The sequence below is a fragment of the Stutzerimonas sp. genome (assembly GCF_982611455.1).
In genome coordinates, this window is record NZ_CEXBBO010000006.1 from 1 (window position 1) to 26,719 (window position 26,719).

Genomic DNA, 26,719 nt, shown 5'->3' on the forward strand with positions numbered 1-26,719 from the left:
TCATGGCTCCATCCTCTCAAGAGTTGGAGCCTCCGGGGAAGCCGGGGCGGTTCAGGGACAAGCCTGCGGCCACCGGTCGCGACGGGGACTCCTCCACCGCAGCTACAGGCGCAAATCCAGCCATATTCGACTCACCCAGCTCGGACGGCTCCCTCTCCCCTTTGGGGAGACGGCTGGGGTGAGGGGTTATGGCGGCCAGTCGACTATCAATCCCCGCTCGCGACCCGTCCCATTCAGCTACCGATTCAGCCACATCCACTTCACCCCACTCGGACGGCTCCCTCTCCCCTTTGGGGTGAGGGCTGGGGTGAGGGGTTGGGGCGGCCAGCCGACTATCGATCCCCGCTCGCGACTCGTCCCATTCAGCTACCGACTCAGCCACATCCAATTCATCCAGCTCGGGCGGCTCCCTCTCGCCTTTGGTGAGAGGGCTGGGGTGAGGGGTTGGGGCGGCCAGTCGACTATTGATCTCCTCCCGCAACCTCGCCACTGCAAACGACAATTCATCGCTGCGCCCAGGCGCTTCGCCGAGCCAGAACGGGATGTTCGGCGGTTGCCCTTGGGCATCCTCGACCCGCACTCGGCCAGGCTCGATCCTGATGATGCGGTACGACGTGTTGCCCAGCTGAAATACATCACCAGCCAGGCTTTCGACCGCAAAGTCTTCATTCACCGTGCCGATGTTGAAGCCCTGCGGTTCGAGCAGCACGGCGTAATCCGCGTTGTCGGCAATGGTGCCGCCGGAGGTCAGTGCGGTCAGGCGGCCGCCACGCCGACCACGAAGGCTGCGATTGACCAGATCGCGGTGCAAATAGGCCCCTCGTGCACCGTGGCGAGTGGTGTAGCCCTCGGCGAGCATCGCCAGGAGCGCCTGATACTGCTGCTCGCCGAGCGCCGCATAAGGCATGGCCCGGCGGATCAGCGTGAATAGCGCATCCTCCTGCCACTCGCGGCAAGACACCTCGGCGACGATCTGCTGCGCCAGCACATCCAGCGGTGCCGACGGGATCACCAAGGTATCCAGCTCGCCGCGGCGGACGCTGTCGAGCAGCGCCGCACATTCGATCAGGTCATCGCGCGAGCTGGGAAACAGCCGCCCCTTGGATACGCCCCCGACCTGATGTCCGGCACGGCCGACGCGTTGCAGAAAAGCCGAGATCGAGCGCGGCGAACCCAACTGGCAGACCAGTTCCACATCACCGATATCAATGCCCAATTCCAGCGAGGCGGTAGCCACCAGCACGCGCAGATCGCCGCGCTTGAGCCGTTGCTCGGCATCCAGTCGCTGCTCGCGAGCGAGGCTCCCATGATGGGCTGCCACCACGCTGTTACCGAGGCGTTCGCTTAGATGTCGCGCGGCGCGCTCGGCCATGCGCCGCGTATTGACGAACACCAGCGTGGTCCGGTGCTCGCCGGCCAAGGCTGCCAACCGGTCGTAGACCAGCTCCCAGACGTCGTTGCTCATCACCGCTTCCAGCGGAACCGGCGGCACCTCGAGCGCAAGGTCGCGGGCGCGGCCATGACCGATATCCACCACCGCGCAACTGCGATCCGGCCCGCCGACCAGAAACTGCGCAACCGCCTCGATGGGTTTCTGCGTTGCGGATAGCCCAACCCGCACCAGCGGCCGTGCGCAGAGTGATTCCAACCGTTCGAGCGACAAGGCCAGATGACTGCCGCGCTTGTTGCCCGCGATGGCATGGATCTCGTCGACGATCACGCTGCGCACGCCGGTGAGCATCTGCCGGCCGGATTCCGATCCGAGTAATACGTAAAGCGACTCCGGCGTCGTCACCAGAATGTGCGGCACCCGCTTGCGCATCGCCGCGCGTTCGGCCTGCGGCGTATCGCCGGTACGCACCGCCGTACGAATCTCCAGCGCAGGAAGGCCGAGGCGCTGCAGCTCGGCGCGAATGCCTTCCAGCGGCTGCTCCAGATTGACATGGATATCGTTCGACAACGCCTTGAGCGGCGAGACGTAGACGATCGAGGTTTCGTCCGCCAGGCCACCCTCGGCAAGGCCCTGCTGCACAAGCTGATCGATCGCGGCGAGAAAGGCTGTCAGCGTCTTGCCCGAGCCCGTGGGCGCCGCCACCAGTGTCGACTGACCGGAACGGATCAAAGGCCAGGCGCGCGCCTGGGCCGGAGTCGGCGCCGGAAAGCTGCGGCTGAACCAGTCAGCTACCGCCGGATGGAAAGCGGCCAGCGCATCGTGAACAGAAGTTGGTTTCATACGCCTGAATATGCTGCCGCTACGGCTCGGCGACAAGGGCGAGAGCGCAATCCGTCGCCTGCAAGGAAACGGCCGCCCGCCTCGGTGGTCCACTTCAGACAGCCCGACGATGGAGAACGCCATGCGCAACCAACCATTGAACCTCGACGAGGCAATGCAACTCGTCACCGAAGCCTTTCTGCCGTGCGGCTGCGTCACCAGCGCCAACCCGGACGACGACAGCTTCGGCTTTACCGTCATGTCGGGCAGCGGCGCAGAGATGTTGCAGGTGCCCAGCGTATCGCGCGAGGAATACATCAGCCCGCAGCGCCTCGGTGGCGTGATCGAGCAGGCGCGTCTGGACGTCGAGGAGAAAGATCAGCGGCTTGAGCCCTGGACCATGCCCGCCATTACCGACGACACCGGAATCCCGGAAACCCCGCCGAACTATTGATGCTCCATCAGCGACCGAACGAGGGACGATCATGACCGATCCAGTTCTACTGATCACCGGCGCCTCGTCCGGAATCGGCGCCGCCACCGCCCGGCTCGCGGTCGAGGCCGGCTATCGCGTCGCGCTGGCCGCACGATCGGTGCACAAGCTGACGCAGCTGGTGAAAGACCTCGGCGGGCCCGCGCACGCTTTGGCGATCCGTTGTGACGTCAAGGAGTACGCAGAGCAACAGGCGATGGTTCAACAGGTCCTTGCGCATTTCGGCCAGCTCGATGCGGTGTACGCCAATGCCGGTATACCCGGAAGCGAAGGGGGCTTCAGCGGCGCTGATCCGGAGGTCTGGCGCGAGATGTTGCTGACCAACGTGTATGGCGTCGGCGTGACGCTGCGCTGCAGTATCGAGGCGCTCAAAGCCAGTCGTGGTCATCTGCTCTTGACCGGCTCCGCTGCCGGCCGCTTCGTGATCCCCGGTTCGATGTACAGCGCCAGCAAATGGGCGGTGACCGGCATGGGCTTGAGCGTGCGCGAAGAGCTACGCGGCACCGGCGTGCGGGTCACGCTGATCGAGCCCGGCATGGTCGACACGCCGCTGTTCGACAAGCCTCCCGCTTATGCCATGCAGCCTGAGGACATTGGCCGGGCGGTGATCTACGCGCTGTCGCAGCCGGCGCATGTGGATGTCAATGAAATACTCATCCGCCCGACTCCGCCGATCGACAGCAAATAACCTGGTCGGCGGTTTGTAAGATGGGTCGGGCCGAGCGACGCCTTTCGCAAACCCGCCCGTGCTGCTTTCACCAAAGGCTGAGCGAGCCCATGCAAAGGAGCGCTGCCGCGCTCGGCAGAAACTTTTGCGCCTCGCTTCGGGTCGTTATAGAGGCGGTTTTCGGCCGTTCCTGGCACCGAACATTCGGCTATCGAACAAGGGGGACGCCCATGGGCAACCTGGCAGAACAGCCAAAACAGCAACCGGCGCTCGCCGAACTGGATTATCTGCTGCAGCGCTTCCGACAGGTGCGTGCGACCAGCGAAGCGATCTGCGCACCGCTGCAGGTCGAGGATTACGTCGTCCAGAGCATGCCCGACGTCAGCCCGCCGAAATGGCATTTGGCGCACGTCAGCTGGTTCTTCGAAGCGTTTCTGCTCAAGCCCTACCTCGCTGGCTACAAGCCGCTCGATGCGGCCTATGACCATCTGTTCAACTCCTATTACGAAACCCATAGCACGCCGTTTCCAAGGACCCAGCGTGGACTGATCTCCCGGCCTGGCGTGGATGATGTCTACCGCTTCCGCCATTTCGTCGACCGCGCCATGGGCGAGCTGCTCGCTAATCCCCCACAGCAGCATGCTGCTGAAATCCTGCGCCGGGTCGAACTCGGCCTGCAGCATGAGCAGCAGCATCAGGAGCTGCTGCTCATGGACATCAAGCACATCCTGGCGCAAAACCCGTTGCATCCGATCTACCGCACTGACCTCAAGCCAGCGCCGGCGCTGCACAACGACCGCATCCGTTGGCACGATTACGCCGGTGGCGTGCGCCATATCGGTCACGCCGGCATGGGCTTCGCCTTCGACTGCGAGATGCCGCGGCACCGGCAATTCGTCGAAGATTTCCAGCTGGCCGATCGCCTGGTCAGCAACCGCGAATATTTGTCGTTCATTGCCGACGGTGGCTACGCGCGCAGCGAGCTGTGGTTGTCGGACGGCTGGGCGCAGATCCAAGAGTGCGGCTGGAACTCGCCGCTGTACTGGCAACGCGACGACGGCGCCTGGCACGAGATGACCCTCGGCGGCCTGCAACCGCTCGATCTGGAGGCACCGGTCTGCCACATCAGCTTCTACGAAGCCGACGCTTATGCGCGCTGGGCGGGCGCCCGGCTGCCGAGCGAAGCCGAGTGGGAGGTTGCGGCGACCGACCAGCCTCTGCGCGGCAATTTCCTGGACAGCGATTACCTGCAACCTGTCTCTGCCAGTGTTCCTCACGAAGGACCGGCGCAGCTCTTCGGCGACGTCTGGGAATGGACCGCGAGCGCCTACCGACCCTACCCCGGCTTCCGCCCGCTGGAAGGCAGCCTGGGCGAGTACAACGGCAAGTTCATGTCTGGCCAGATGGTCTTGCGCGGCGGTTGTTGCGCCACGCCCGAAGCCCACATTCGCGCCACCTACCGCAACTTTTTTCAGCCCGCCATGCGCTGGCAATTCGCCGGGCTGCGCCTGGCCAGGGAGCTATAAATGGCACTAGCCGTACATTTCCATGACCAGACGCAGCCGACCCGCGACACCTCCTTACGTGACGAGGCACTGGCGGGGTTCGCTGCGTCGCCCAAGCACATTTCGCCGAAGTTCTTCTACGACCGGCGCGGCTCGGAGCTCTTCGAGCAGATCTGCCTGCAGCCCGAGTACTACGTGACCCGCACCGAGGAGAAAATCCTCGCAGATGCGGCAAACGACATTCTCGAAATTGCCGGCCCGCAAACCGACCTGATCGAGTTGGGCAGCGGCGCCAGCCGCAAGGTGCGGCTGCTGCTCGAGGGTTTGCGTCCGGTCAGCTATCTGGGCATCGACATTTCCGAAGATTTTCTGCTGACCAGCACGCAGCGACTGGCCGCCGACTATCCCTGGCTGGAGGTCCATGCCGCCTGCGCCGATTTCTCCGACGAACTGAAGCTGCCGGACGACTTCACCCTCCATCACCCCCTCGTGTTTTTCCCTGGTTCGAGCATCGGCAATTTCACGCCGCTGGAGGCGCGCAAGCTGCTCGGCCATCTGCACGAGATCCTTCCGCCGGGAGGCGGCGTGTTGATCGGCGTCGATCTGGTCAAGGACCGTAGCGTGCTCGAAGCGGCCTATAACGATCGCGCTCATGTCACGGCCGCCTTCAACCTCAATCTGTTGCAGCGCATCCGCCAGGAACTGCACAGCGATATCGATCCTTCGCGCTTTGCACACAAGGCCTTTTTCAACGAACAGGATTCGCGCATCGAGATGCACCTGATCAGCCGCGAGGCGCAGGACGTGACCATCGAAGGCCAGCGCTTTCACTTCAATGCCGGCGAAAGCCTGCATACGGAAAACTCCTACAAGTACACGCTGGAATCTTTCGCGAATCTGGCCAGTAGCGCCGGGTTCGACTGCAGCGGTCAGTGGACCGACTCCGGGGAGCTGTTCAGCGTGCATTACTTGCAACGGCGACAATGAGGAAACTGCCTTTCATTCGCCTGGCTGGTTTGCTGCTCGTGCTGGGCCATGGCCCAGCCATGGCTGACGACGCCCCGCTGCGAATCGAGGATTTGCAACGTTGCGGCAATCTCTTCACGACTGACCAATTGACCTTCTGTCTACGCAGCGAAGGGCTCGGCAGCGGCGATGTGAAGCTGATGCTGAGCGGCAAGCCGCTCCAGGTCACCAGTCAGAAAAACGGTCTCCTGCGCCTGACGCTAAGCAAGACCGACCATAAAAGCGGGCCGCTCCTACTCGAGCAAGGCGAGCGCCGCAGCAATCCGGTCTGGCTGACGCTCAATGGCAGTCACGTGCTGGCGGCAGGCCCGGACGAAGTGGCGAAGAACATGGACGGGCTGACCACGTACCTGAACCTGATCAGCCTGATCATCGAGGAAAAGTACGACGGCGCGGACGAATCGCGCCGCCTGGCGAAGAAATACGGTGCCGAAGTGGTCGGCGTGATCGCACCGCTCAATACCTATCAGCTACGCCTGCCGGTCAAGAACCTGACCGAGCGCGACGCCATGATCTTGCGCCTGGGCAACGAAGTGAGCGTGGACGCGGTGGTGGTCGAAGAGTCGGGTGCCGAGGAGCCAGTGGAACAGGACCACGGTAAGAAGCCGCGCAACAGCGAATGGGTCGCCAATAGATTTCTCGATGCCGTGGACTATTACCGACACCGCATGCCATCCAAGAAAGCGCCGATCAAGACGCATCCCGTACGTATCGGCATCATCGAACGCAACGTCGACTTCGACTCGCCCGAGTTCGCCGACTACATCGGCGACTGTGATCCGCAAGAGCCGCGTACTTGCGTCTACGCCAGGGACGCCAAATCGCCGGCCGAACACGGCACCACCGTCACTGGCATCCTCGCAGCGCGCAGCACGGAACCGGGCGACAGCGGCTTTCTAAGTGCGCTAGAGCCGGCCAGCTCCGGCTTCGAGGTGATCGTCGAGCGCAACTCCGATGCCGGCATTACCGCCAACGTCGCCGCCTCGGTGAACCTGGTCGAAGATGGCGTGCGGGTGCTGAATTGGAGCTGGGGCATTCATCGCGTCGGCACTCAGGATGTCGAGGGCGAAGAGATTGATTCGCTGATCCGCTCCGGTGTCGCCATGAGCGGCTACGAGGAATTGCTTGAAGAGTTTTTCCTCTGGTTACGCCGCGAGCATCCCGATGTGCTGGTCGTGAACTCAGCCGGCAATGGCTCGGCCCATTCCGGCCAGGACGATTACCGCCTCCCCTCCTCGTTCATCACTGAACAGTTACTGGTAGTCGGTGGACATCAGCGCGACGACAAGCGCGACGTGCCTGTGGAACACCCGGAATATGTCACCAAGCGGCCGTCCTCGAATATCGACATGCGCGTCGACATCACCGCCTCGGCCTGCACCCGTGCCGCGACGCTGGAAGCCGGCAAACGTGGCGACATACATTGCGGCACCTCCTACGCCACACCGATGGTCACCGGTGTGGTCGGTGCGATGCTTTCGATCAACCCGCAGCTTGCGCCGGAGCAGGTGCGTGAACTGCTGCGTCGCAGCGCCCTCACCATCGGTCGCGACAAGGATTTCGAGCCTATCGAGGCTGACGATCTGACCGCACCGATCTTGCCGTCCGAGCGCAGCTACCAGCTGGATAATCAGGACATTGGCCGCTCCGCGCGTCTGGATATGCGCAAGGCGCTGGAGCTGACCGTCGATAGCGCGAAACAGACGCGCTGATTCCGACACGTCGGCATCGGCTGCGGGCCGACTATTAAATGAGCCGCCGCGCCAATATGTCACCTCGCCAGTCGCCTGCCTGCAAACCTGTACCTAGAACCTGAATCCCCGCTTCGCTTTAACGGCGCAGTAGGCCAGGCTTGTGCGCGACTGAAATACTCTGCAATAAAGCGAGCGTTAAGTTTCCCCGCCGTTTATTAATAAACAAACGAAACGGAAATTACTCTCCGCGCGCATTCTCTCTGCACACTCAATTAATTTATCTTTTTAAATCAATATCTTATATCGAATCCAAAAAGCTATCACGAAGCTATTACATAGTGGCTATATAGAACCAAATAATTAAATTGACGATTTAGGCCGTTTTTACGGCGCCAAAAGAACTTCATTTCTTAAAATTCAATCTATATAAAGCCTATCCACGCAGAACGAATTAATCCGGACTCGCCCGTTTGATTCCGTTGCGTGCAGTTGGTGGCGTCGTTGGTCAGTGCTTCGTTCGTTGCATCACCCTATGAATGCTTCCGCACTTTTTAAAAGGCTCTTCGCAGCCTTTTGTCGTATTAAGTACCGGAGATAGCAATGTCCCTTAAAGCAATTTCGGGTGTGCCACGGCTAATGCTGGCTGTAGCCATGTTCACCACCATCGGGCTCACCGCGGTCGTTCAGTATGCAAGCGCTGCCACGACCGCCTCAACGGCGAGCACCGTACGCACCATCGCTACGTCGCAGATCAACAACTTCACCAGCCCCGAGTGGAACAAAGGCGTTTGGCGCAAGTCGGCAGGTTTTTCCATTCCCGCGACGGCTGCCAGCAAGGCGGCCTTCAAGAAAGGCGCGCAGGTGAGACTGGCGGACGGCCAGGTGCGTACCGTCAAGGTCGTTTATTTTTCGGGCGCGCATATGAGCGTCATGCTCTCGGGCGGGACGCTCAACGCCTCGGCCACCGGCTATCCGAAGACCGTGGCGGCCCTGGGTTCGGGCTCGGAGCCCGTAACCAGTCAGCCGCAGACGTCTGCCATGCCTAGCGCCACGGCCCACAGCAGCGCCATCAACAACTACACCAACAGCGATTGGCTGAACGGCGTATGGCGCAAGTCGGCCGGCTTCTCGCTACCTGCAAGCGCAGCCAACCGCTCGGCATTCAAGCCCGGCGCATCGGTCAAATTGGCCGATGGACAGACTCGCAAAATCACCGCCGTATACAGTTCCGGCAAGAACATGAGCGTCATGCTTTCGGGCGGCGCCCTCAGTGGCAAACTTGGCCATCCGAACAAGCTGTTCGCCATGACCAACTCAGCGGCGCCCAGCGTTCCAAGCGCCCCGACCACACCCAGCAAGCCAGAGGTAACGCCGCCAATCACCACACCGGCCGCCAACGGACCCTTGGTAACCGCGCTGAACGCGTTCAACGGTGCCGATTTCGTCAATGGTGTTTATACGCGCGCGCTCGGGATTTCGGTCAAGGGAAGCGCTGCCAACAAGGTGGCGTTTCACAAAGGTGCGAAAGTCAGATTTGCCGACGGGCAGATCCGTACCGTGAAGCTCGTCTACCATTCCGGCGGCAACATGACCGTGATGCTCGATGGCGGCCCCATCAATGGCAAAGCCGTGGGTTATCCGCGAACGGTTTCGGTGAGCAGCACCGGCTTCAGCCAGCCGAGCGCAGGCAACAACACGGTACCGGCCGGAAACAGCGGCGCGGCGCCAGCGAATCCGATTCATCTGGTAGGCATCAATCTCGCCGGTGCTGAATTCGGCGCGGATGTCGGCCTTCCTGGCCGCTATCAGATCCACTACATCTATCCGAGCGAAGCCGACTTCAAGCGCTACGCCGACCGTAACCTGAAGCTCGTCCGCCTGCCGTTTCGCTGGGAACGCATTCAGCCAAGGCTCAACGGCGAACTCAACGCCGCCGAGCTCGGCCGCCTAATGGCTACCCTCGATCATGCGAAGAAGCACAACATGCAGGTCATTCTGGACATGCATAACTACTACCGTTACCACGGCAAGCTGATCGCATCGCACCAAGTTCCGATCAGTGCTTTTGCCGACAGCTGGCACCGCATTGCGCAGAAGGTTGCCAGCCATCCGGCGGTGTACGGTTACGGACTGATGAACGAACCGCACTCCACCAACGGCAAATGGCCCGCCGCGGCGCTCGCTGCCGCACAGGCCATTCGCGGCGTCGATCAGAAGCGCTGGATATTCATTGCTGGCGATCGCTGGTCGAGCGCATTCCACTGGCCGTCATACAACACCCAGCTGACCACCAACCCTTGGATGCGCGACCCGAAGAACAACCTGGTTTATGAAGCCCATCTGTACTTCGACAAGGACTACTCGGGCACCTATGCGAGCAAGCGCGCGGTCTATGACCCCATGATCGGTGTCACTCGGGCCAAGCCGTTCGTCGAATGGCTGAGCAAGCACAAATTGCGTGGCTATATCGGAGAGCACGGCTCGCCGGACTTCTCGCCCTCGGCGATCGCCGCAACGGACAACCTGCTGAAGTACCTCGGCCAGCATTGCATCCCGAGCACCTACTGGGCAGCCGGCCCATGGTGGGGCGACTACGCGCTGTCACTGGACGTGAAAAGCGGCAAGCCGCGTCCGCAACTGCCGGTACTGCAGAAGCATGCGACTAACAAATCCTGTGGAACCATCGGTCCGCTGCGATAACCATCGAACCCGATGCCCCGCTCCAGCGGGGCGTTTCCCTTGGGCTTTAGCCCGCCGCCAACCCGTCGAAGACTTCCGGCACCAGCGCAGCTTCGCCCTTCTCGTCCAGACGCTGGCGGTACGCTGTGTCGCCGTTTGCGCCTTCGAGCATGCCGAGCAATCGCACACCACGCTCGGTCAGGATGAAGTTTTCGCCATTACCGCCTTGTTCCTCGGGGCGCGAAGCCAGGAATCCGCCTTCAAATAGCAGGCTCTCGTAGTTCTGCGCCTCGGCCTTGAGCGAGTCCATATTCGGCATGGGTTGGCCGGCATCCTCCATGGCAACGGCATGTTCGTCGGCGTAGTGGCGCGGCGTAAAGGGCTCATGCCCAGGCTTCTGTGCTTCATGCAGCAGGCGCAGCATCAGGTCCCAGTTGTAGCTCATGTCTTTTCTCCCGTTGCACCGCTTCAGGATCAGGCCGTGTGAAAGACTACTGCGCTTTCACACGGCCTGAGGGATGGCGGCTCTTGCTATAGGGACCCTATCGGCAGCGGCATGGTTCGATCATCCAGCGCAGCGGGAAAGGCTGAACTAAAGCGCTCTGGCGACGATCCACCAAACAAGCCGTTAGAAGGAGCGCACCATGAAATATTTGATGATTCCGTTTGTTGCCGTCTTGTTGGCAAGCCAACCGGCGCTCGCCGAATGCACGACCGACCAGATCAACGAAAAGGCGAAGCAGCTTGCCGAACGGGTCAACCAGCTGACCGAGAACGACCCTAAGCGCGCCGCGGAAATCAACGAAGAGCTACGCGAGATGGAAGTCAAGCAAACGGCCGAACAGCTCGGCGACGAATGCCAGGCCTATGACAAGCGCCTGCAGCACGTCGAAGAGGCGGAGAAGGAAGCCGATATCGCACCGGCCAAAAAGCGTTGAGTTACTGCTAGAAAGCCGGGCAGCAGCAGCGCCACCCGGCTTGCGAGTTTATTCTGCGGCGGGCTTCTTGCGACGCAACGGTGCCATGCCGTCCTGACTGACGACCTGTGACGCCTCGGGTTTCGCGTTCTTTGGCCGCTTGGCCGTCGGTTTTGAGCTTGGCTTGGCCTTCTTGTCGCCGGTTTTCTTCTTGTCTTCCTTTTTCTTCTTGGTACCGGCCGCCTTACCCGAAGCTTTGAGGTTCTTCGGGCCCATGTAGCTGCCCTTCAAACCCTTGACCACGCGATGCTCGAAGCGCTGCTTGAGATAGCGCTCGATGCTCGACATCAGGTTCCAGTCGTTGTGGCAGATCAGCGAGATCGCCAACCCTTCAGCGCCAGCGCGCCCGGTACGGCCGATGCGATGCACGTATTCATCACCCGAACGCGGCATATCGAAGTTAATCACCAGATCCAGGCCTTCGATATCCAGCCCGCGAGCCGCCACATCGGTGGCCACCAGCACCTTGACGCCGCCCTCCTTGACCCTATCGATGGCCAGCTTGCGGTCCTTCTGGTCCTTGTCGCCGTGCAGGACGAAAGCTTTCACGCCTTCAGCCACCAGCCGGCCGTAAAGACGGTCGGCCTGCACGCGGGTGTTAGTGAAGATCACCGCCTTCTTGTAGGTTTCGTTGGCCAGCAGCCAGTGCACCAGCTTTTCCTTATGCTCGGTGTTTTCGGCGGTGATGATTTGCTGGCGGGTGCCTTCGTTCAGCTCGCTGACGCGGTTGAGCTGCAGGTGCAGCGGCTCACGCAACACGTTGGCGGCCATTTCGCGCAATGCGGCGCCGCCGCTGGTGGCGGAGAACAGCAAGGTCTGCTGACGTTTGGCGCATTCACCGACCAGACGCTGTACGTCTTCGGAGAAGCCCATGTCGAGCATGCGGTCGGCTTCGTCGAGGATGAGGATTTCCACATCTTTGAGAATCAGCGTGCCGGCATTGAGATGTTCGATCATCCGCCCGGGCGTGCCGATGAGAATGTCCGGCACCTTGCGCAGGATCGCTGCCTGGACCTTGAAATCCTCGCCGCCCGTGATCATTGCCGACTTGATGAAGGTGAACTGCGAGAAACGCTCGACTTCTTTGAGGGTCTGCTGCGCCAGCTCGCGGGTCGGCAACAGAATCAGCGCGCGCACGTCGGTGCGCACCACCGCGTCGCCGATCAGCCGATTGAGCATCGGCAGCACGAAAGCAGCCGTCTTGCCGCTGCCGGTTTGCGCCGTTACCCGCAGGTCGCGCCCTTCCAACGCGGGGGGAATGGCCGCCACCTGCACCGGAGTCGGCTCGACGAATTTGAGTTCGGCAACCGCCTTGAGCAGGCGTTCGTGCAGGGCGAATTGGTCAAACAAGGGTGTTACCTCGGGCAAGTCGAAAAAACGTCGCATAGATTAACCCGTCCAGCCTATCGCGAGGCGGCTTTATGCGGCGCAACAGGCTGTTGCCGGAACGGTTCAGGTGTTTCCGGCGGCTGGGCGGCAGTGACTCGATTCGCCGCGATATACCGTCGTGGCCGAATTATTCCGGCTCGCAGGTCAGCTTGACGCGCAGGCGGATCACATCGCGCTTGAACTTGGCGGTCAGCGGTTTGCGTTCGCCGGACGCCAGCGTAGTACGGCGGGTGCGGGGTACTTCCGGCCCGTTGCGGAACACGGCGGTGCAGGCCACCGGGCGCTCGCCGAAGTTCTGCAGCAGGAGGCCGGCCATGTCCCTGTCGATGGTTTCGGTGGTGGCCAGCACTTCGGCGCCGTTGAGCTCTTGTTCCAGTTCCACCGGGTAGCTGACGGCCAGGGCGCTCAGTGGGATGATGGCGAGCGCAGCGAAGCAGATTCTTTTCATTTTTGTGCGGGCTCCTCGTGAAGGCGGATGCCAGCGTACCAGACAGACGCAACAGGAAAACAATGGAATGAAAGTGCCCCGCGTGACCCTCGATCAATGGCGAACCCTGCAGGCGGTGATCGACCATGGCGGTTTTGCCCAAGCGGCAGAAATACTGCACCGCTCGCAATCATCGGTCAGCTATACGGTCGCGCGCATGCAGGAACAGCTAGGTGTGCCGCTGTTGCGCATCGACGGTCGCAAGGCGGTGCTCACCGAAGCTGGCGAGGTGCTGTTGCGCCGTTCCCGGCAATTGGTGACTCAGGCCAGCCAGCTGGAAGACCTGGCCTACCACATGGAGCAGGGCTGGGAAGCCGAAGTACGCCTGGTGGTGGACGCGGCCTATCCCAACGCCAAACTGATTCGCGCGCTGACCGAGTTCATGCCCAAGAGTCGCGGCTGCCGGGTGCGGCTGCGTGAAGAAGTACTTTCCGGCGTCGAGGACGTGCTCAAGGATGGCACCGCCGATCTGGCCATCACCGGTCTGGACATCACCGGCTACCTCGGTGCGGAACTGGGTAGCGTCGAGTTCATTGCCGTCGCCCATGCCGACCACTCGCTGCACCAGCTGCAACGCAAGCTCAGCGTGCAAGATCTACAGAACCAGATGCAGGTGGTGGTGCGCGACTCCGGCCAGCGTCAGCCGCGAGACGCCGGCTGGCTGGGCGCCGAGCAGCGCTGGACCGTGGGCAGCCTGGCCACCTCGGTCGGCTTCGTCAGCAGTGGGCTCGGCTTCGCCTGGCTACCGCGGCACATGATCGGCCGCGAGCTGGCAGAAGGCGTGCTCAAGCCGCTGCCATTAGTCCAAGGGAGCATTCGCCGCCCGCTGTTCTATCTCTACACTAACCCGAACAAGCCGCTCGGCCCGGCGACACAGATTCTCATCGACCTGATCAAGACGTACGATTCGCTATCGCCGTCTGCTATTCAAGCCGTGTAAAACGTAGCGAGCGAAGGTTGAGGCATGTTTAACGCCGCATAGCCGAGCGCAGTATTTCCAACAGCCTGGATCGGCGAGCTGACCCAGGCTTCCACCCAAACCAGGATCACATTCATGAAACGACTCGTACTCGCCGCCTGTTCATTGCTGCTGGCCGGCAACCTGCTCGCCGCGGAAAATCCGCATGTGCTGCTCAATACCAGCATGGGCGAAATTGAAATCGAGCTAGAGGCTGAAAAAGCCCCGATCAGCGTCAAGAATTTCCTCAGCTACGTGGACAGCGGCTTCTACGACGGCACCGTCTTCCATCGCGTCATTCCCGGCTTCATGGTCCAGGGCGGTGGCTTCACCGAGAATTTCGACCAGAAACCGACCCAGGAGCCGATCAAGAACGAGGCCGACAACGGTCTGCATAACGTGCGCGGCACCCTGGCCATGGCCCGCACGCAAAACGTCAATTCGGCTACAAGCCAGTTCTTCATCAATCATCGCGACAATGACTTCCTCGACCACGGCGGACGCGACTTTGGCTATGCGGTGTTCGGCAAAGTGGTCCGCGGCATGGACGTGGTCGACCAAATTGCCCAGGTACCGACCGGCAACCGCAGCATGATGCAGAACGTCCCGCTGACGCCGGTGAAGATCGTTTCCGCGAAAAAGCTGTAATGCCCCGTCGCATCCGCACCTGATGGACCCAGGCGCATGGTCATTTCCGTGCGCTGTCATCGCTGCAACAGGATATCCAGCCAATGAACGAACAGAACGACCTCAACACAGCCGAAGGCGAAGCGAAGCTGCTGCAGGATCTGCTGAGTGCCGAGCGCGCCGGCGCCAAGGTTGCGGGAGAAAGCCTGCAGCAATGCAGCGATCCGGCACAACGGAAATTGCTGGAACAGATTCGCCAAGGCGAGATCGACAGCTGCAAACTGGTGCTCAATTGCCTTACTCATCTGGGCATCGAACCGAACCGTGAAACCGGTGCGTTCTATGACAAGGCCATGGCCATCGAGTCACTGGACGAGCGTCTGCCCTTCGTCGACAAGGGCCAGTTCTGGGTCATCCGCAAGCTGCGCGAATACCTGCCGGGCTGCGAGGATGCGTTCATCCGCACCGAGCTGGAAAAAATGTTGAAGATTCATGAAGTGAACAGCCAGGCCGCCTGATTCCAGGCTGACCCTTTTCGTGGCAAGACGTGGCGACGCAATGTAATTAGCCGCCTCGCCCCAACAATACCGCCAGCGCGCCATCAGCCTCTTGGCCGGCGCTGAACGGCTTTCAGCCGTAACGTTTCTTCGCTTCGATGGCCAAGCCGCTGCCGATGCTGCCGAATCGGTTGCCTTCGACGTGGCGCGCCTGCGGCAGCAGCGCTGCAACACGCTGGCGCAATGCCGGGATCGCGCTGGAGCCACCGGTGAAGAACACCGTATCGATGTCCTCATACTTGAGCCCGGCACTTGCCAGCAATTGACTGACGTTGACGCGGATTCGTTCGAGCAACGGTTCGATGGCCGTTTCGAAACTTTCGCGGCTCAGGTTCGCTTGCAGCCCGGCCTCGATACGCGCGAAATCGATCAGATGACGGTCCTGCTCGGTCAACTCGATCTTGCCCTGCTCCACCTGTATCGCCAGCCAGTGCCCGGCGCGTTGCTCGATGAGGCTGAACAAGCGGTCGATTCCGGTGGGGTCGACGATGTCGTAACGCATGCTCTGTAGCGCCCGCAGCGAAGCCGGCGCGTAGACCGCGTTGATGGTGTGCCAGGTGGCGAGGTTGAGGTGCGTGCTGGTGGGCATCGGCGCATCGCTCTTCATCCGGCTGCCATAGCCGAACAGCGGCATCACGCCTTGCAGGCTGAGCTGTTTGTCGAAGTCGGTGCCGCCGATGTGGACGCCCGAGGTAGCAAGGATGTCCTCCTGGCGGTCGTCGATCCGGCGGCGCTCCGGCGACAGGCGTACCAGCGAGAAATCCGAAGTACCGCCGCCGATATCGACGATCAGCACGCGCTCTTCCCGTTCGATGCGCGACTCGTAATCGAAGGCAGCCGCGATGGGTTCGTATTGGAACGAGACGTCCTTGAAACCGATCTTTCTGGCCGCCGCGGCGAGGGTGTCGGCCGCTTCCTTGTCCGCCTGTGGATCATCGTCGACGAAGAACACCGGACGGCCCAGCACCACTTCTTCGAACGAGCGCGAGGCCTGTTCTTCCGCGCGCTGCTTCAACGTGCCGAGAAACAGCCCGAGGATGTCCTTGAATGGCATGGCGCTGCCCAGCACCGTGGTCTCGCTCTTCAGCAGCTTGGAGCCCAGCAGACTTTTGAGCGAGCGCATCAACCGCCCCTCGTAGCCTTCCAGATACTCGGCGAGAGCCAAACGCCCGTACACCGGGCGGCGCTCTTCGATGTTGAAGAAGACGACTGAAGGCAGGGTGTGCTGCTGATCCTCGAGGACCAGCAGCGGTTCGCTGGCGGGACGCCACCAGCCAACGGTGGAATTGGAGGTACCGAAATCGATGCCGCAGGCGCGGGCGGGTGACGGAGTGTGCATGTGCGGTCCGGACTGCCAAAAACGGCCGCGCAGTTTATGCGACCCTGCCGGCAAATGCTGGCCAATCGTCGCCTGCCTGAATCAGAGATACCGAGTGCCCGCAGCAACGCCTGGCCGGCGCGTAGCGGGCATTGGAATGACTCAGGCCAGTGCGGCCTCGGCCTCGCTGGCAGATAGGCTCATGCCATCGGTCATACGCTGCGAATCGTGGCAAAAGGTCCGCGAGGCTTGGAACAGGAAGACCATGGTCAGCAACAGGGACGCCGGGATCAGATACATCGCCCCGTGCAGACCCTCGGCGCGGAAGGCCTCGGTCATTTCGGCGGCACCGGCCGCGAGCATCGCCGACTCGGCAAAGTGATCCGACAGCAGCCCCACCACCACGGTGCCCATGCCGCCGCCGAGCAGATACAGGCCGGCGAAGAACAACGCCATGGCGGTAGCGCGCAGGCGCGGCTCGACCACATCCTGAATCGCCGTGTAGACGCAGGTATAGAAGTTGTAGGAGAACAGCCAGCCGATGCTGAACACCGCGACGAACACACCGACTTCGATGCGCCCTGCCAACAACGCATAACCGGTGGCGGCCGTGGCGATGACCATGCTCGCCGCGGCGAAAATCAGCCGGCCGCGGGCGAAACGCTGATGGATCTTGTCAGCAACCCAGCCGCCGAAGGTCAACCCGATCAGGCCGGTGAGCCCGACGATCACGCCGGTGGCCACCGAGGCCTCGACCAGCGGCACGCCGTGATAGCGCATCAGCAGCGGCACCATGAACGCGTTGCAGGCATAAGTCGCGAAGTTGAACGCCAGCCCGGCCAGCACCAGCCACCAGAAGGTGCGAATCGCCAGCACCTTGCGCACCGGCTGCTGCACGGGCTCCTGAGAGACCTTTACCGTCTCCGCCGCGCCGCGCTGGGGCTCCTTGACGAAGAAAATGAACAACGCCAGCACCAATCCTGGAACCGCCGCGATGAAGAACGGCGCGCGCCAGCTGCCAAAATGCTCGACCATCGACCCGATGGTGAAGAACGCCAGCAACAGACCGAGCGGCAGACCCAACATGAAAATGCCCATCGCCCGAGCACGCTTGTGCGCTGGGAACAGATCGCCGATCAGTGAATTGGCCGCTGGTGCATAACTGGCCTCGCCGATGCCGATGCCCATGCGCACCAGCAGAAAGCTCCAGAAGTTCCAGGCGAAGCCATTGACTGCCGTCAGCCCGCTCCAAGCGGTCAGGCCCCAGCCCATGATCTTGCGGCGCGAGCCGGTATCGGCCATTCGCCCCAGCGGCACCCCGGCGATTGCATAGATGATGGTGAACGCGGTGCCAACCAGGCCCAGCTGGAAGTCGTTGAGATTCCACTCCAAGCGGATCGGCTCAGCGATGATCGCCGGAATGGTGCGATCGAAGAAATTGAACAGATTGGCCAGAAATAGCAGGAACAGGACGCGCCAGGCGTTCGCGGCTTGGGTGGATGGCTGCATGACGTCGCTCTCGATTTATTGTTATACACCGGTCGTTTCCCCGACCGATTTTCGTCGCTGACTCTAGAGTTCTATTGCGCGTCTGTCTGTCACCATCATTTCCGCTTATGCCGGACAATGCGGCGACCTCAGCGCTGCTGCCATTCCGCCAGCCAACCCAGGCTCGCTGCGGTGTCCTGACCGTTGGGCCGATACTCTGCCGCCAGCCAGCCGCTGTAGCCCACCGCCTGCAATGTCGAAATCAGTGGCTCGAACGCCAGCGCGCCGGTGCCGGGTGCGCCGCGACCGGGACAGTCGGCGAATTGCACGTGTCCGATGCGCGACCCCAAAAGATGAATGCCGGCGGCGATGTCCAGCTCCTGCCGCGCCATGTGATACAGGTCCAGCTGAGCCTGGCAATTTGGATGATCGACGCGCTCCAGCAACGCGCTCAGATGCTCGGGTGTGTTGATCAGAAAGCCCGGCATATCCAGCGGATTGATCGCCTCGCACACGACCCGGATACCGAGCAATGCAAAGGCTTCAGCACTCTTGCGCAAATTGCCGACCAAGGTGTCCAGCGCCTCGTCGCGATCGACGCCATCGGCCAGCCGACCTGGCAGCACGTTGACGCAACTTGGCTGGGTCATGGCCGCGTAGGCAAGCGCCTCCTGCAGCGCGGCGTCGAACTCGGCCTGGCGCGCCGGTACCGCCGCCAGGCCGGGGCCGCCCTGCGCGAAATCTCCCGCTGGCAGGTTGATCAGCACCAGCGGCAAACCGGCGCGCTCGAGTAATTCCTTGAGGCGGATCGCCGGAAGTTCATAGGGAAACTGTATTTCCACGCCATCGAAGCCAGCAATCCGAGCCGCCATGACGCGCTCTGCCAGAGGAAGTTCGCAGAACAGCATGGACAGGTTGGCGGCAATCTTCATTGGTCCTGCTCCCGGTACATGGCCACCAACGTGGCCGGGTCTTGCTCGAGATGACCTTGACTGCCATGCAGGCGCATCAGCTGCGCGGCTAGCCCGGTCATCGGCGTGGCGCTGCCTTCCTCGCGGGATAGCTGCACGGCGGTATCGAGATCCTTGAGCAAGGTACGAACATGCCATTTGACCGGCTCGAACTCGCTGGCGGCCATCTGCGGCGCAAGAATCTGCAGTGGCTTGGAGTCGGCGAAACCGCCGGCCAGCGCCGGTGCGATCAGGCTGGCATCGACCCCGGAACGCTCGGCTAACGCCACGACTTCGGCAATCACCAGCGCATTGCAAGCCACGATCATCTGGTTGCAGGCTTTGGTCACCTGCCCCGCGCCGATCTCGCCCATGTGCGTCAGGCGCTGGCCCAGCTGCATCAGGACCGGACGGACCCGCTCCACGTCTTCGCCGCGCCCGCCGGCCATGATCGCCAGGCTGCCTGCCTCCGCACCCGCCGTACCACCGGACACCGGCGCATCGACCCAGCGCATGCCGCTGCGTGACTCGAGCTCGGCGGCCATGGCGCGGGTGGCGGCTGGCTCCAGACTAGAATGCTCTACCAGCACCTGCCCCGCCCGCGCGCCCTCGATGATGCCATCACTGCCGAACACCACTTCGCGCACCACCGCGGTATCGGCCAGGCACAGCAGGACGGTATCGGCTGCGGCGCAAAGCTCGGCGGGGCTATTCACCTGCCGCGCGCCGATCTCGACGAGAGGCACGCATTTTTCCGGCGAGCGGTTCCATACCGTCAGCGGATAGCCCGCGGCAATTAGCCGGCGGCACATGCGCAGGCCCATCAGGCCGATGCCGGCGAAGGCAATGGAAGGCAGTTCGGACATGGTTTGGCTCCTGGAATGAGGGAGAGCCGATTCTAGCGCCGCGAAAGCCATCGCGCTGCTGGCGGCCATGTCACGGCGGATAGAGCAGGCTCGCTGGGGTCCGTGCAATGCAAGTTCAACTTTTCCAGTCTCTGGGTACGAGCGATACCGCGAGGCCGCTGAAACAGACGCTTAGGCATCGAAGCGATCAGCAAAGCCATGGAGACTTTTTAGCTACGAACCTGCTTTTCGCCTTCGTTGCCGATGGGCCGGCACGGTCCGTCATTGGAGCAGGTCGTACAGGTCGAGCGCGCTACGGTATGGCTTTTTCCGTTCCTATATAAGCGCTTCAGTGAGCTGAACCAGACGCCTGCAGCAATCCTCGATGCCTTCATCTGGAACGTTGGTGACGCCCAGCAGCAAGCCGCTTCGGGCCTGCGCGGCGTCGGCATACCAGATGGATAACGGTAAGGGTGCAAGCCCGAATGCCAATGCCTGCTGGCTGATGGCAACGTCGTCGGTGCCTTGAGGCAGATGCAGCAGCAACGCCAGCCCCGCCATCGCCTCGGTCGTGGCTGGAACGCTCAAGGCACGCTGTAAAGCAACCAACCGGGCGTTATAGGTGCGCTTCATCCTGCGCAGGTGGCGCAGGTAGTGACCCTTGCGCATGAACTCTGCGAGCGCCCATTGGCTGGCGATCGACGCAGCGGGTGCCAGCGCAGCCGCTGTATCCGCGACCCGGTTTGCCAAGGATGTTGGCGTTACGACAAATCCAAGACGCAGGCCAGGATTGATCGTCTTGCTGAAAGTGCCGATGTGAATGACCCGGCCTGAACGATCCTGAGAGGCAAGCGCTGGAGCGGCCCGACCGGCAAGCTGAAGCTCGCTCAGGTAGTCATCTTCGATGATCCAACTGCCGTTCTCATCCGCCCACTCCAGAAGGCGAAGGCGCCGCGACAGTGACAACGTCACTCCCAGAGGTGCCTGCTGTCCCGCAGTGACGACCGCCAACGCCGCATTCGGCGCACACCGGATACCTTCTTCGACGTCCAGCCCATGTTCGTCAACATTGACCGGTATCGATTCGATACCCGCCATGGAAAGCGCCGTTCGTGTCATTGGATAGCCGGGCTCTTCCATCCACGCCGTCTTTCCCCGCAAACCGAGCGCATGCAGGATCAGCCCCAGGCCGCCAGAGTAGCCCGAGGTGATGACGATCTGCTCTGGCGCACAGATGACGCCTCGCGCCACTGCAAGATAGGCGGCGATCTCGGTCCGCAAACCGGGCTCTCCGCGAGGGTCCGGGTAGCTTACCGGTGCCATTGCGGCCTGGCGGGCCGCGCCCGCGGCGATGCGTGACCACACCTTGTAGGGAAAAACGTCCTGCGCGGGAATACCCGCTTGAAACACCATGGGTGAATTGCTGAATGGATGCTGGTAGAAGTCCGGCAATGGCGAGCGCAGACTGCTGGGGTCTGTCGGTCGGGGCGCAGGCAACGGCTGCGCGACAAAAGTACCCGCAGCGCCACGGGAGACGATCAGCTGTTCGTCGATCAGTCGTTCATAAGCCGCCCGCACGGTGCCGCGAGCAACGCCCAGCTGAACGCTGAGGTCCCGCCAGGACGGCAAGCGGGCACCCGCATACAGATGCCCCTCACCGATCGATCTGCCGATGGCTCCAACGATTTGCTCAACCAGAGAAAGCCCCGCCTCGCGGTTGAGTTCAATACGCAAATCTTTCATGCAGCCTTCACCGGCATTGATGAACAGGAGAAATCAACATCAGGCGCACCGATGGTACAGTCGGATTTGCTATTCATGGGCCTTTTTATTGCACCTTTAACCCATATGATGCAGCGCTAGCACGACCCATTCATGCCCATCCGGGCCAAGGAGCTCCCCCTTGCCATCACCGTCTCTCCTCTCATTCATCAAGCAATTCGCGGCCCTGCTCGTGCTCGGTAGCGCACTCCACCTGGCTCACGCCGATGACAGTCTGGACGATGAAGGTGAGCGGCGGGCACGTACTGCCGGCGCTTCGCTGATCGGACAGCCTGGGCCGGTTGCCGTGCTGGAAACCATCGATGGAAAAAAGATCGATCTGGCTGAGCTGTACGGGAAAAAGCCGGTTTACCTGAAGTTCTGGGCCACCTGGTGCGTGCCCTGCCGCCAGCAGATGCCCGGCTTCGAGCAGCTGCAACAGACGATGGGCGACAAGGTGCAGGTCATTGCGGTAAACACCGGATTCAGCGACGACATTGATTCGATCCGCGCATACCGCAAGGAGCATCAGTTGACCATGCCGATCGTGATCGATGACGGCAGCCTTGCGGCGGACCTCAACCTACGGGTCACACCTCAACACGTAGTAATCGGCCGAGATGGGCGGATATCCCATATCGGTCACCTTGATGACCAGGCGCTGCATGCCGCGCTGGAGCGTGCCGTATCAGAGCAAACGGCGTCCGCCAGTCGCTCGCAGGCCAACGCAGCCCCCGAGACGCCTCAGTTCGCCGTCGGCGACACCGTAACCGACCTGAACATCGAGACGTTGGACGGCGATCAGGTGCAGCTCGGCAAGGCCGATAAGCCGCGCGCCCTGGTGTTCTTCGCGCCGTGGTGCGAATCCTATCTCGAGAAAAGCCGCCCCGAGACCTCCCAGGCCTGCCTACGCGTACGCAAGGATGTGGATAGCTTGATGGGCCAAAGCGATATCGAGTGGCTGGGCGTTTCCTCAGGCTTGTGGGTTTCAGCCAGCGATCTGCAAGACTACAAGAACACCACGCCCACCACCCTGCCGCTAGCGCTCGACGAGCAAGACGAGCTGTTCCGCGCCTTCGATATTCGGGACATTCCGACGGTGGTGCTCCTGAATGCGCAAGGCCGTGTCGCCACTATCATCAAACCGCAGGACGGCAATCTCAAAGCGGCCGTCAAGGCGCTACGTTGACCTGTTTCGCCCCGTGGCTCCGGGAGGAGGCGCCATGACGACGCCTCCTCTTCTTTATCTACTCGACATCTTCCTCAGGAACCGCATGCCACTGCTCTCGCTAAAAAGGCTCCTGCTCTGCTTTTGCCTGTGCGCAATCAGCCTGCCTGGCGTCGCAGCCGAGATGCCTGGTCCTGACGAGGTGTTGATCGCCTCGTCGCTGATCGCTTCAACCGACGCGCCTTCATCTGGATCGACCACGACATTGGCGATCCTCATGGAGCCTCAGGGCGAATGGCATGGCTACTGGAAGCAACCAGGCGATGTCGGCCTTCCGGCCAAGTTCACCTGGCATCTGCCGGACGGTGTAACGGTTAGCGACCCAGCGTATCCGTTGCCGCAAACACTGTTGATCGAAGGTTTGATGAACCATGTATACGAGCACCCCTACGCGCTGCTCGTAGACTTGACCCTCGACGACGATTTGCCAGACGGGACCGCATTGCCGATCCGTGTGGATATGCAATATCTAGCCTGTCGGTATGACGCCTGCGTCCCTGAGCGCGCCTCGCTGAACACAACCTTGCACGTTGGTGACGGTCACCAGACGCCTGACATTGCAGGCCGCTTCGCCAGTTGGCGCCAGGCGCTGCCCCGGCCGCTGGCCGCGCCGGCCAGTTTCGACGTAGAGGGCGATCGCCTAAGCCTTCGCGTGCCCCTTCCAGCCAGCGTATCGACCCAAGCCCCCCATCTGTTTTCCGCAACCAAGGGTGCGATCGATAACGCCGCCCCTCAACGCATCGAGCAACGCGGCGATGAGTTGATTGTTGAAACGCGCGTGGGAGATCAAATAGCCGATGCTTTCCAGGCCACGCTGAAACTGAGCGATAGCCTGGGTCTGGATATAGACGCGAAACGCGGCGGCCTGACAAGCGCGCCCGATAGCACGTCAGACAGCAGCTTGAGCATCATCCTGCTTGCGCTGGCCGGGGCGATTGCCGGCGGGCTGTTGCTGAATCTGATGCCGTGCGTCTTTCCCATCCTCAGCCTCAAAGCCATGAGCTTGGCGCACTCTGGCATCAGCCCGGCCATAGCTCGTCGCGACGCCTTGGCGTATACCAGCGGTGTGGTGCTGGTGTGCGTCTTGCTGGGCGCCGTTCTGCTCGTTCTGCGTGCCGCTGGTGGCCAAGTCGGTTGGGCCTTCCAACTGCAGAATGCCGGAGTGATCCTGACCCTGATGTTGCTCACCACGGCCATCGCTTTCAATCTAGCTGGGTTGTTCGAGCTGGCAGCAATCGATGCCGGCGCCAAGCTAACCAGCCAAAGCGGCGCCGGTGGCGCATTCTGGACCGGCGCACTCGCGGCTTTCATTGCCACGCCTTGCTCCGGGCCGTTCATGGCAGCAGCCTTGGGCGCTGCGCTGGTTTTACCGACTGCCGCAGCCATGCTGATATTCGCCGGGCTTGGCCTCGGGATCGCGTTACCCTTCTTGATGCTGGGATTTATACCCTCCCTACAACGGCGCTTGCCTAGACCCGGCGCCTGGATGGGAACCTTGCGCCGCCTCCTCGCGGTGCCGATGTTCCTCACCGCGCTCGCCCTCCTGTGGGTACTCAGCCATCAGGTCCCGGCCAATGCGCTGGTCGTATCCCTGGGCTGCGCCATGCTGCTTGCACTCGGGCTCTGGCTGACTGGGCTGCGGCAGCAGAAACAGAAACGCAACGCCTGGTTACCCGCTGCTCTTGCATTGGTTCTGGCGCTCGGCCTGGGCTGGAGCCAGGTATCAGGGCAGACCGCGCCGGCTTCGGACATGCAGCGGCGTGTCTTCGACGAGCAGCAGCTAGCCCAACTACGCGCTGACAAGGTGCCAGTGTTTCTCTACTTCACAGCCGACTGGTGCATCACCTGCAAAGTGAACGAGCAAGTCGCCATCAACCGGGACGCGACCGCCCAGGCTTTCACCGCGGCCGGGGTTGAAGTGATGCGGGGCGACTGGACCACTGGCGATCCTGTCATCACCGCATTCCTCGAACGCCACGGTCGCTCCGGCGTTCCGCTGTACCTGTGGTACGGAGCGGGTGAAGCCGAACCACAGGTGCTGCCTCAGATTCTCGGACCGGGCTCGCTGCTCGAACTGGTGCAACGGTAATTCCGACCATAGAAACACCAAGGGGTCATCATGGATCAATTGCTTGTCATCAACGCCAGCCCGCAGAGCAGTGCGTCGTACAGTCGGCAAATGACGGAACGCTTCGTACGTCTCTGGCACCTTCGATACCCGAGCGGCGAAATCGTCTACCGGGAGCTGGGCAACCAGCCGATTCCACACGTCGACGAGCGCTGGGTTCAGGCCGCTTTCACTCCGGCTGAGATGCGAAACAGTGAACAGACAGCCGCGTTGGCGCTCAGCGACGAGCTGGTGAGCGAGCTGAAGCAAGCCACACAGATCGTGATCGGTTGCCCCATGCACAACCTGTCGGTGCCCAGTACGCTGAAAGCCTACATCGACCAAATCATCCGGATGGGAATAACCACCCGCCTGGTACCCGGCACAGCGGGCAGCCCCTATGCCGGCCTGCTGCATGACAAGAAAGCGTATCTGCTGCTTGTGCGAGGCGGCCATGGTTATGACGCAGGCGGAGCCTACGCACACATGAACTTCCAAGAGCCCTACCTGACCGAAATACTGGGCATGCTGGGCATCCACGACGTAACGACGGTCAGCCTGGAATACACGGCTATCGGCGGCGACAAATTTGATGAAGCCGTCAAACGAGCTAATTCATATATCGATGCGCTGTTTTGTTAAGCGCGTAGCTTTTACAGACGCGTCCATAACCTGTCGCCGTCATCAGCTGTGCAATACAGCTCCAGATTGCCTTGTTTATTGGAATCACTAGCCGTGGCGAGCGTCTGCTTCTGGACGGATTGCAGACAGGAACACCTACTGATCAAGGGGGCACGCTCTCCGGCCGAATTGCAGCAACAGACAGGAACGATTTTCAAAATGCACAGTATGCTGCGGTACGCCTCGATCAGTTGGCCATCCTACATTCATCCGAACATCGACCCTGCGTTGGCAGTCCGTTGATGGAGCGGGCGAAGTGACTGTTGACTTCGATGCGGAACAAGGCTGACAACAACACAAGCACAAGCTGATCAGGAGCGCCTCATGCTGGTGGCACGGGAAGAGGTGCGGCCCTATTGGGCTACCTGCTTTTTTCCGAGCTGCCGAATCTGTGGAGCTGCATCGGCACCGTCATCATCGTGCTGAGCGGGTTGGTTGTCTTGCTAGGCGAGCAATACCTAGAGTCGCAGCGCATCAGGACGTCGGCCAGATCGTCTGACTGAGACGACCGAGCGCAACTGATAGGTTTGTATGTCCGCTTGGCCAAGAGCCTTAAGCCATTTTGGGTGGAGCCTGCGGTGACAGGCGTCGAGATCATCACCGCCGATCTCGACCAGCCCGATGTCGCACACGCGCTGTGGGCCGCGGCGACTGCCAACGGCCCGATCGACATCCTGATCAACAACGCGGGTTCGGCTATTTCCGCGAGGTCGACTGGGCGCGCGACACGGAGCTTGTGCAACTCAAATCACCTCGCCCTTGTCCCAAAGCCGCACCAGCTCACCGGGCGCCTGCTCTTCCGGGACCTGCAGGACCATCTCGTCGTCGCGCTCATTTTGCCGGTAGCGCAACTCGATCTGGTAATAGCGTCGATCGCCCTGCCCGCTACTGCTGGTTGCCAATGGCAGGCAACCCTCCAGCACGGAACAGATCTGCCCGCGTTGCTGCTCGTTGCAGTTGGAAAAGTCGATCTCGCGCGGACGGCTGAGCACCTGCAATGCTGCAAAGCCGCCCTGCCGCGAAAGCCGGACGGTCGTGTCGTTCCCCAGTGCCGGTAGCTGTTTCATGGA

23 protein-coding genes and 1 pseudogene are annotated in these 26,719 nt (G+C 61.6%); 13 read left to right on the forward strand and 11 right to left on the reverse strand.

Annotated elements, in window-relative coordinates:
- Window positions 1–471 precede the first annotated feature (471 nt).
- Window positions 472–2,233 (reverse strand): annotated as a pseudogene (locus AC2LD7_RS05445) (DEAD/DEAH box helicase); the annotation flags it as partial.
- A 121-nt stretch (window positions 2,234–2,354) separates the two neighbouring features.
- Here AC2LD7_RS05445 and AC2LD7_RS05450 point away from each other — a divergent pair.
- The 6 genes from AC2LD7_RS05450 to AC2LD7_RS05475 all read left to right on the forward strand — a co-directional run bounded on the left by AC2LD7_RS05450 (window position 2,355) and on the right by AC2LD7_RS05475 (window position 10,297).
- Window positions 2,355–2,666 carry a hypothetical protein gene (locus AC2LD7_RS05450; protein WP_484596838.1) on the forward strand — a complete coding sequence of 104 codons (312 nt, stop codon included), beginning with the start codon at window positions 2,355–2,357 and terminating at the stop codon, window positions 2,664–2,666.
- Between the two features lie 31 nt (window positions 2,667–2,697).
- Window positions 2,698–3,393, forward strand: coding sequence for an SDR family oxidoreductase (locus AC2LD7_RS05455; RefSeq protein ID WP_484596839.1), 696 nt, complete (start codon window positions 2,698–2,700; stop codon window positions 3,391–3,393).
- 209 nt (window positions 3,394–3,602) lie between these two features.
- Window positions 3,603–4,898, forward strand: a complete 1,296-nt coding sequence (egtB, locus tag AC2LD7_RS05460; protein WP_484596840.1) for an ergothioneine biosynthesis protein EgtB — start codon at window positions 3,603–3,605, stop codon at window positions 4,896–4,898.
- Window positions 4,899–5,864: an L-histidine N(alpha)-methyltransferase gene (egtD, locus tag AC2LD7_RS05465; protein ID WP_484596841.1), complete on the forward strand. Its 966-nt coding sequence runs from the start codon at window positions 4,899–4,901 to the stop codon at window positions 5,862–5,864.
- Window positions 5,861–7,615 carry a S8/S53 family peptidase gene (locus AC2LD7_RS05470; RefSeq protein ID WP_484596842.1) on the forward strand — a complete coding sequence of 585 codons (1,755 nt, stop codon included), beginning with the start codon at window positions 5,861–5,863 and terminating at the stop codon, window positions 7,613–7,615. The genes egtD and AC2LD7_RS05470 overlap by 4 nt, the downstream gene beginning before the upstream one ends.
- 582 nt (window positions 7,616–8,197) lie before the next feature.
- On the forward strand, window positions 8,198–10,297 hold the full coding sequence (locus AC2LD7_RS05475) for a glycoside hydrolase family 5 protein (RefSeq protein WP_484596843.1): 2,100 nt from the start codon (window positions 8,198–8,200) through the stop codon (window positions 10,295–10,297).
- Window positions 10,298–10,343: 46 nt separating this feature from the next.
- Here AC2LD7_RS05475 and AC2LD7_RS05480 read toward each other — a convergent pair whose 3' ends face one another.
- Complete coding sequence (locus tag AC2LD7_RS05480) at window positions 10,344–10,721, reverse strand: transcriptional regulator (protein ID WP_484596844.1); 378 nt, start codon at window positions 10,719–10,721, stop codon at window positions 10,344–10,346.
- 199 nt (window positions 10,722–10,920) lie between these two features.
- Between AC2LD7_RS05480 and AC2LD7_RS05485 the strand changes: the two genes are divergently transcribed.
- Window positions 10,921–11,214: a hypothetical protein gene (locus AC2LD7_RS05485; RefSeq protein WP_484596845.1), complete on the forward strand. Its 294-nt coding sequence runs from the start codon at window positions 10,921–10,923 to the stop codon at window positions 11,212–11,214.
- Window positions 11,215–11,262: 48 nt separating this feature from the next.
- On the opposite strand, the gene AC2LD7_RS05490 is transcribed toward AC2LD7_RS05485, so the two are convergent.
- Together AC2LD7_RS05490 and AC2LD7_RS05495 are read right to left on the reverse strand one after the other, a co-directional pair.
- Complete coding sequence (locus AC2LD7_RS05490) at window positions 11,263–12,603, reverse strand: DEAD/DEAH box helicase (RefSeq protein WP_484596846.1); 1,341 nt, start codon at window positions 12,601–12,603, stop codon at window positions 11,263–11,265.
- Between the two features lie 166 nt (window positions 12,604–12,769).
- Window positions 12,770–13,090, reverse strand: coding sequence for a 3-phosphoglycerate kinase (locus tag AC2LD7_RS05495; RefSeq protein WP_484596847.1), 321 nt, complete (start codon window positions 13,088–13,090; stop codon window positions 12,770–12,772).
- Between the two features lie 67 nt (window positions 13,091–13,157).
- On the opposite strand from AC2LD7_RS05495, the gene AC2LD7_RS05500 reads away from it, so the two are divergent.
- Window positions 13,158–14,069: a LysR family transcriptional regulator gene (locus tag AC2LD7_RS05500; protein WP_484596848.1), complete on the forward strand. Its 912-nt coding sequence runs from the start codon at window positions 13,158–13,160 to the stop codon at window positions 14,067–14,069.
- Here AC2LD7_RS05500 and AC2LD7_RS05505 read toward each other — a convergent pair.
- Entirely contained in the window at window positions 14,057–14,185 is a 129-nt protein-coding gene (locus AC2LD7_RS05505; protein ID WP_484596849.1) for a hypothetical protein, read from the reverse strand. The genes AC2LD7_RS05500 and AC2LD7_RS05505 overlap by 13 nt on opposite strands.
- On the opposite strand from AC2LD7_RS05505, the gene AC2LD7_RS05510 reads away from it, so the two are divergent.
- Together AC2LD7_RS05510 and AC2LD7_RS05515 are read left to right on the forward strand one after the other, a co-directional pair.
- Window positions 14,184–14,735, forward strand: a complete 552-nt coding sequence (locus tag AC2LD7_RS05510; protein ID WP_484596850.1) for a peptidylprolyl isomerase — start codon at window positions 14,184–14,186, stop codon at window positions 14,733–14,735. The genes AC2LD7_RS05505 and AC2LD7_RS05510 overlap by 2 nt on opposite strands.
- 83 nt (window positions 14,736–14,818) lie before the next feature.
- The gene (locus tag AC2LD7_RS05515) at window positions 14,819–15,232 is read left to right on the forward strand and encodes a DUF6306 domain-containing protein (RefSeq protein ID WP_484596851.1); all 414 of its coding nucleotides are present in this window, start codon (window positions 14,819–14,821) and stop codon (window positions 15,230–15,232) included.
- Window positions 15,233–15,344: 112 nt separating this feature from the next.
- On the opposite strand, the gene AC2LD7_RS05520 is transcribed toward AC2LD7_RS05515, so the two are convergent.
- The 5 genes from AC2LD7_RS05520 to pdxR all read right to left on the reverse strand — a co-directional run bounded on the left by AC2LD7_RS05520 (window position 15,345) and on the right by pdxR (window position 21,615).
- On the reverse strand, window positions 15,345–16,610 hold the full coding sequence (locus AC2LD7_RS05520; protein WP_484596852.1) for an Hsp70 family protein: 1,266 nt from the start codon (window positions 16,608–16,610) through the stop codon (window positions 15,345–15,347).
- A 141-nt stretch (window positions 16,611–16,751) separates the two neighbouring features.
- Window positions 16,752–18,098, reverse strand: a complete 1,347-nt coding sequence (locus AC2LD7_RS05525; RefSeq protein ID WP_484596853.1) for a spinster family MFS transporter — start codon at window positions 18,096–18,098, stop codon at window positions 16,752–16,754.
- Window positions 18,099–18,226: 128 nt separating this feature from the next.
- Window positions 18,227–19,009 carry a hydroxypyruvate isomerase family protein gene (locus AC2LD7_RS05530; protein WP_484596854.1) on the reverse strand — a complete coding sequence of 261 codons (783 nt, stop codon included), beginning with the start codon at window positions 19,007–19,009 and terminating at the stop codon, window positions 18,227–18,229.
- On the reverse strand, window positions 19,006–19,893 hold the full coding sequence (locus AC2LD7_RS05535) for an NAD(P)-dependent oxidoreductase (protein ID WP_484596855.1): 888 nt from the start codon (window positions 19,891–19,893) through the stop codon (window positions 19,006–19,008). Before AC2LD7_RS05535 ends, AC2LD7_RS05530 begins: the two co-directional genes overlap by 4 nt.
- 315 nt (window positions 19,894–20,208) lie before the next feature.
- Complete coding sequence (gene pdxR, locus AC2LD7_RS05540; RefSeq protein WP_484596856.1) at window positions 20,209–21,615, reverse strand: MocR-like pyridoxine biosynthesis transcription factor PdxR; 1,407 nt, start codon at window positions 21,613–21,615, stop codon at window positions 20,209–20,211.
- 160 nt (window positions 21,616–21,775) lie between these two features.
- Between pdxR and AC2LD7_RS05545 the strand changes: the two genes are divergently transcribed.
- Genes AC2LD7_RS05545 through AC2LD7_RS05555 form a run of 3 tightly spaced genes read left to right on the forward strand, consistent with a single transcriptional unit; the run spans window position 21,776 to window position 25,610 of the window.
- Window positions 21,776–22,822 carry a TlpA family protein disulfide reductase gene (locus tag AC2LD7_RS05545; protein ID WP_484596857.1) on the forward strand — a complete coding sequence of 349 codons (1,047 nt, stop codon included), beginning with the start codon at window positions 21,776–21,778 and terminating at the stop codon, window positions 22,820–22,822.
- Window positions 22,823–22,856: 34 nt separating this feature from the next.
- Window positions 22,857–24,950, forward strand: coding sequence for a protein-disulfide reductase DsbD family protein (locus tag AC2LD7_RS05550; RefSeq protein ID WP_484596858.1), 2,094 nt, complete (start codon window positions 22,857–22,859; stop codon window positions 24,948–24,950).
- A 30-nt stretch (window positions 24,951–24,980) separates the two neighbouring features.
- Window positions 24,981–25,610, forward strand: coding sequence for an FMN-dependent NADH-azoreductase (locus AC2LD7_RS05555; RefSeq protein ID WP_484596859.1), 630 nt, complete (start codon window positions 24,981–24,983; stop codon window positions 25,608–25,610).
- Between the two features lie 782 nt (window positions 25,611–26,392).
- Here AC2LD7_RS05555 and AC2LD7_RS05560 read toward each other — a convergent pair.
- Window positions 26,393–26,716 (reverse strand): protealysin inhibitor emfourin, encoded by a 324-nt coding sequence (locus AC2LD7_RS05560; protein WP_484596860.1) that lies wholly within the window; start codon window positions 26,714–26,716, stop codon window positions 26,393–26,395.
- Window positions 26,717–26,719 lie beyond the last annotated feature (3 nt).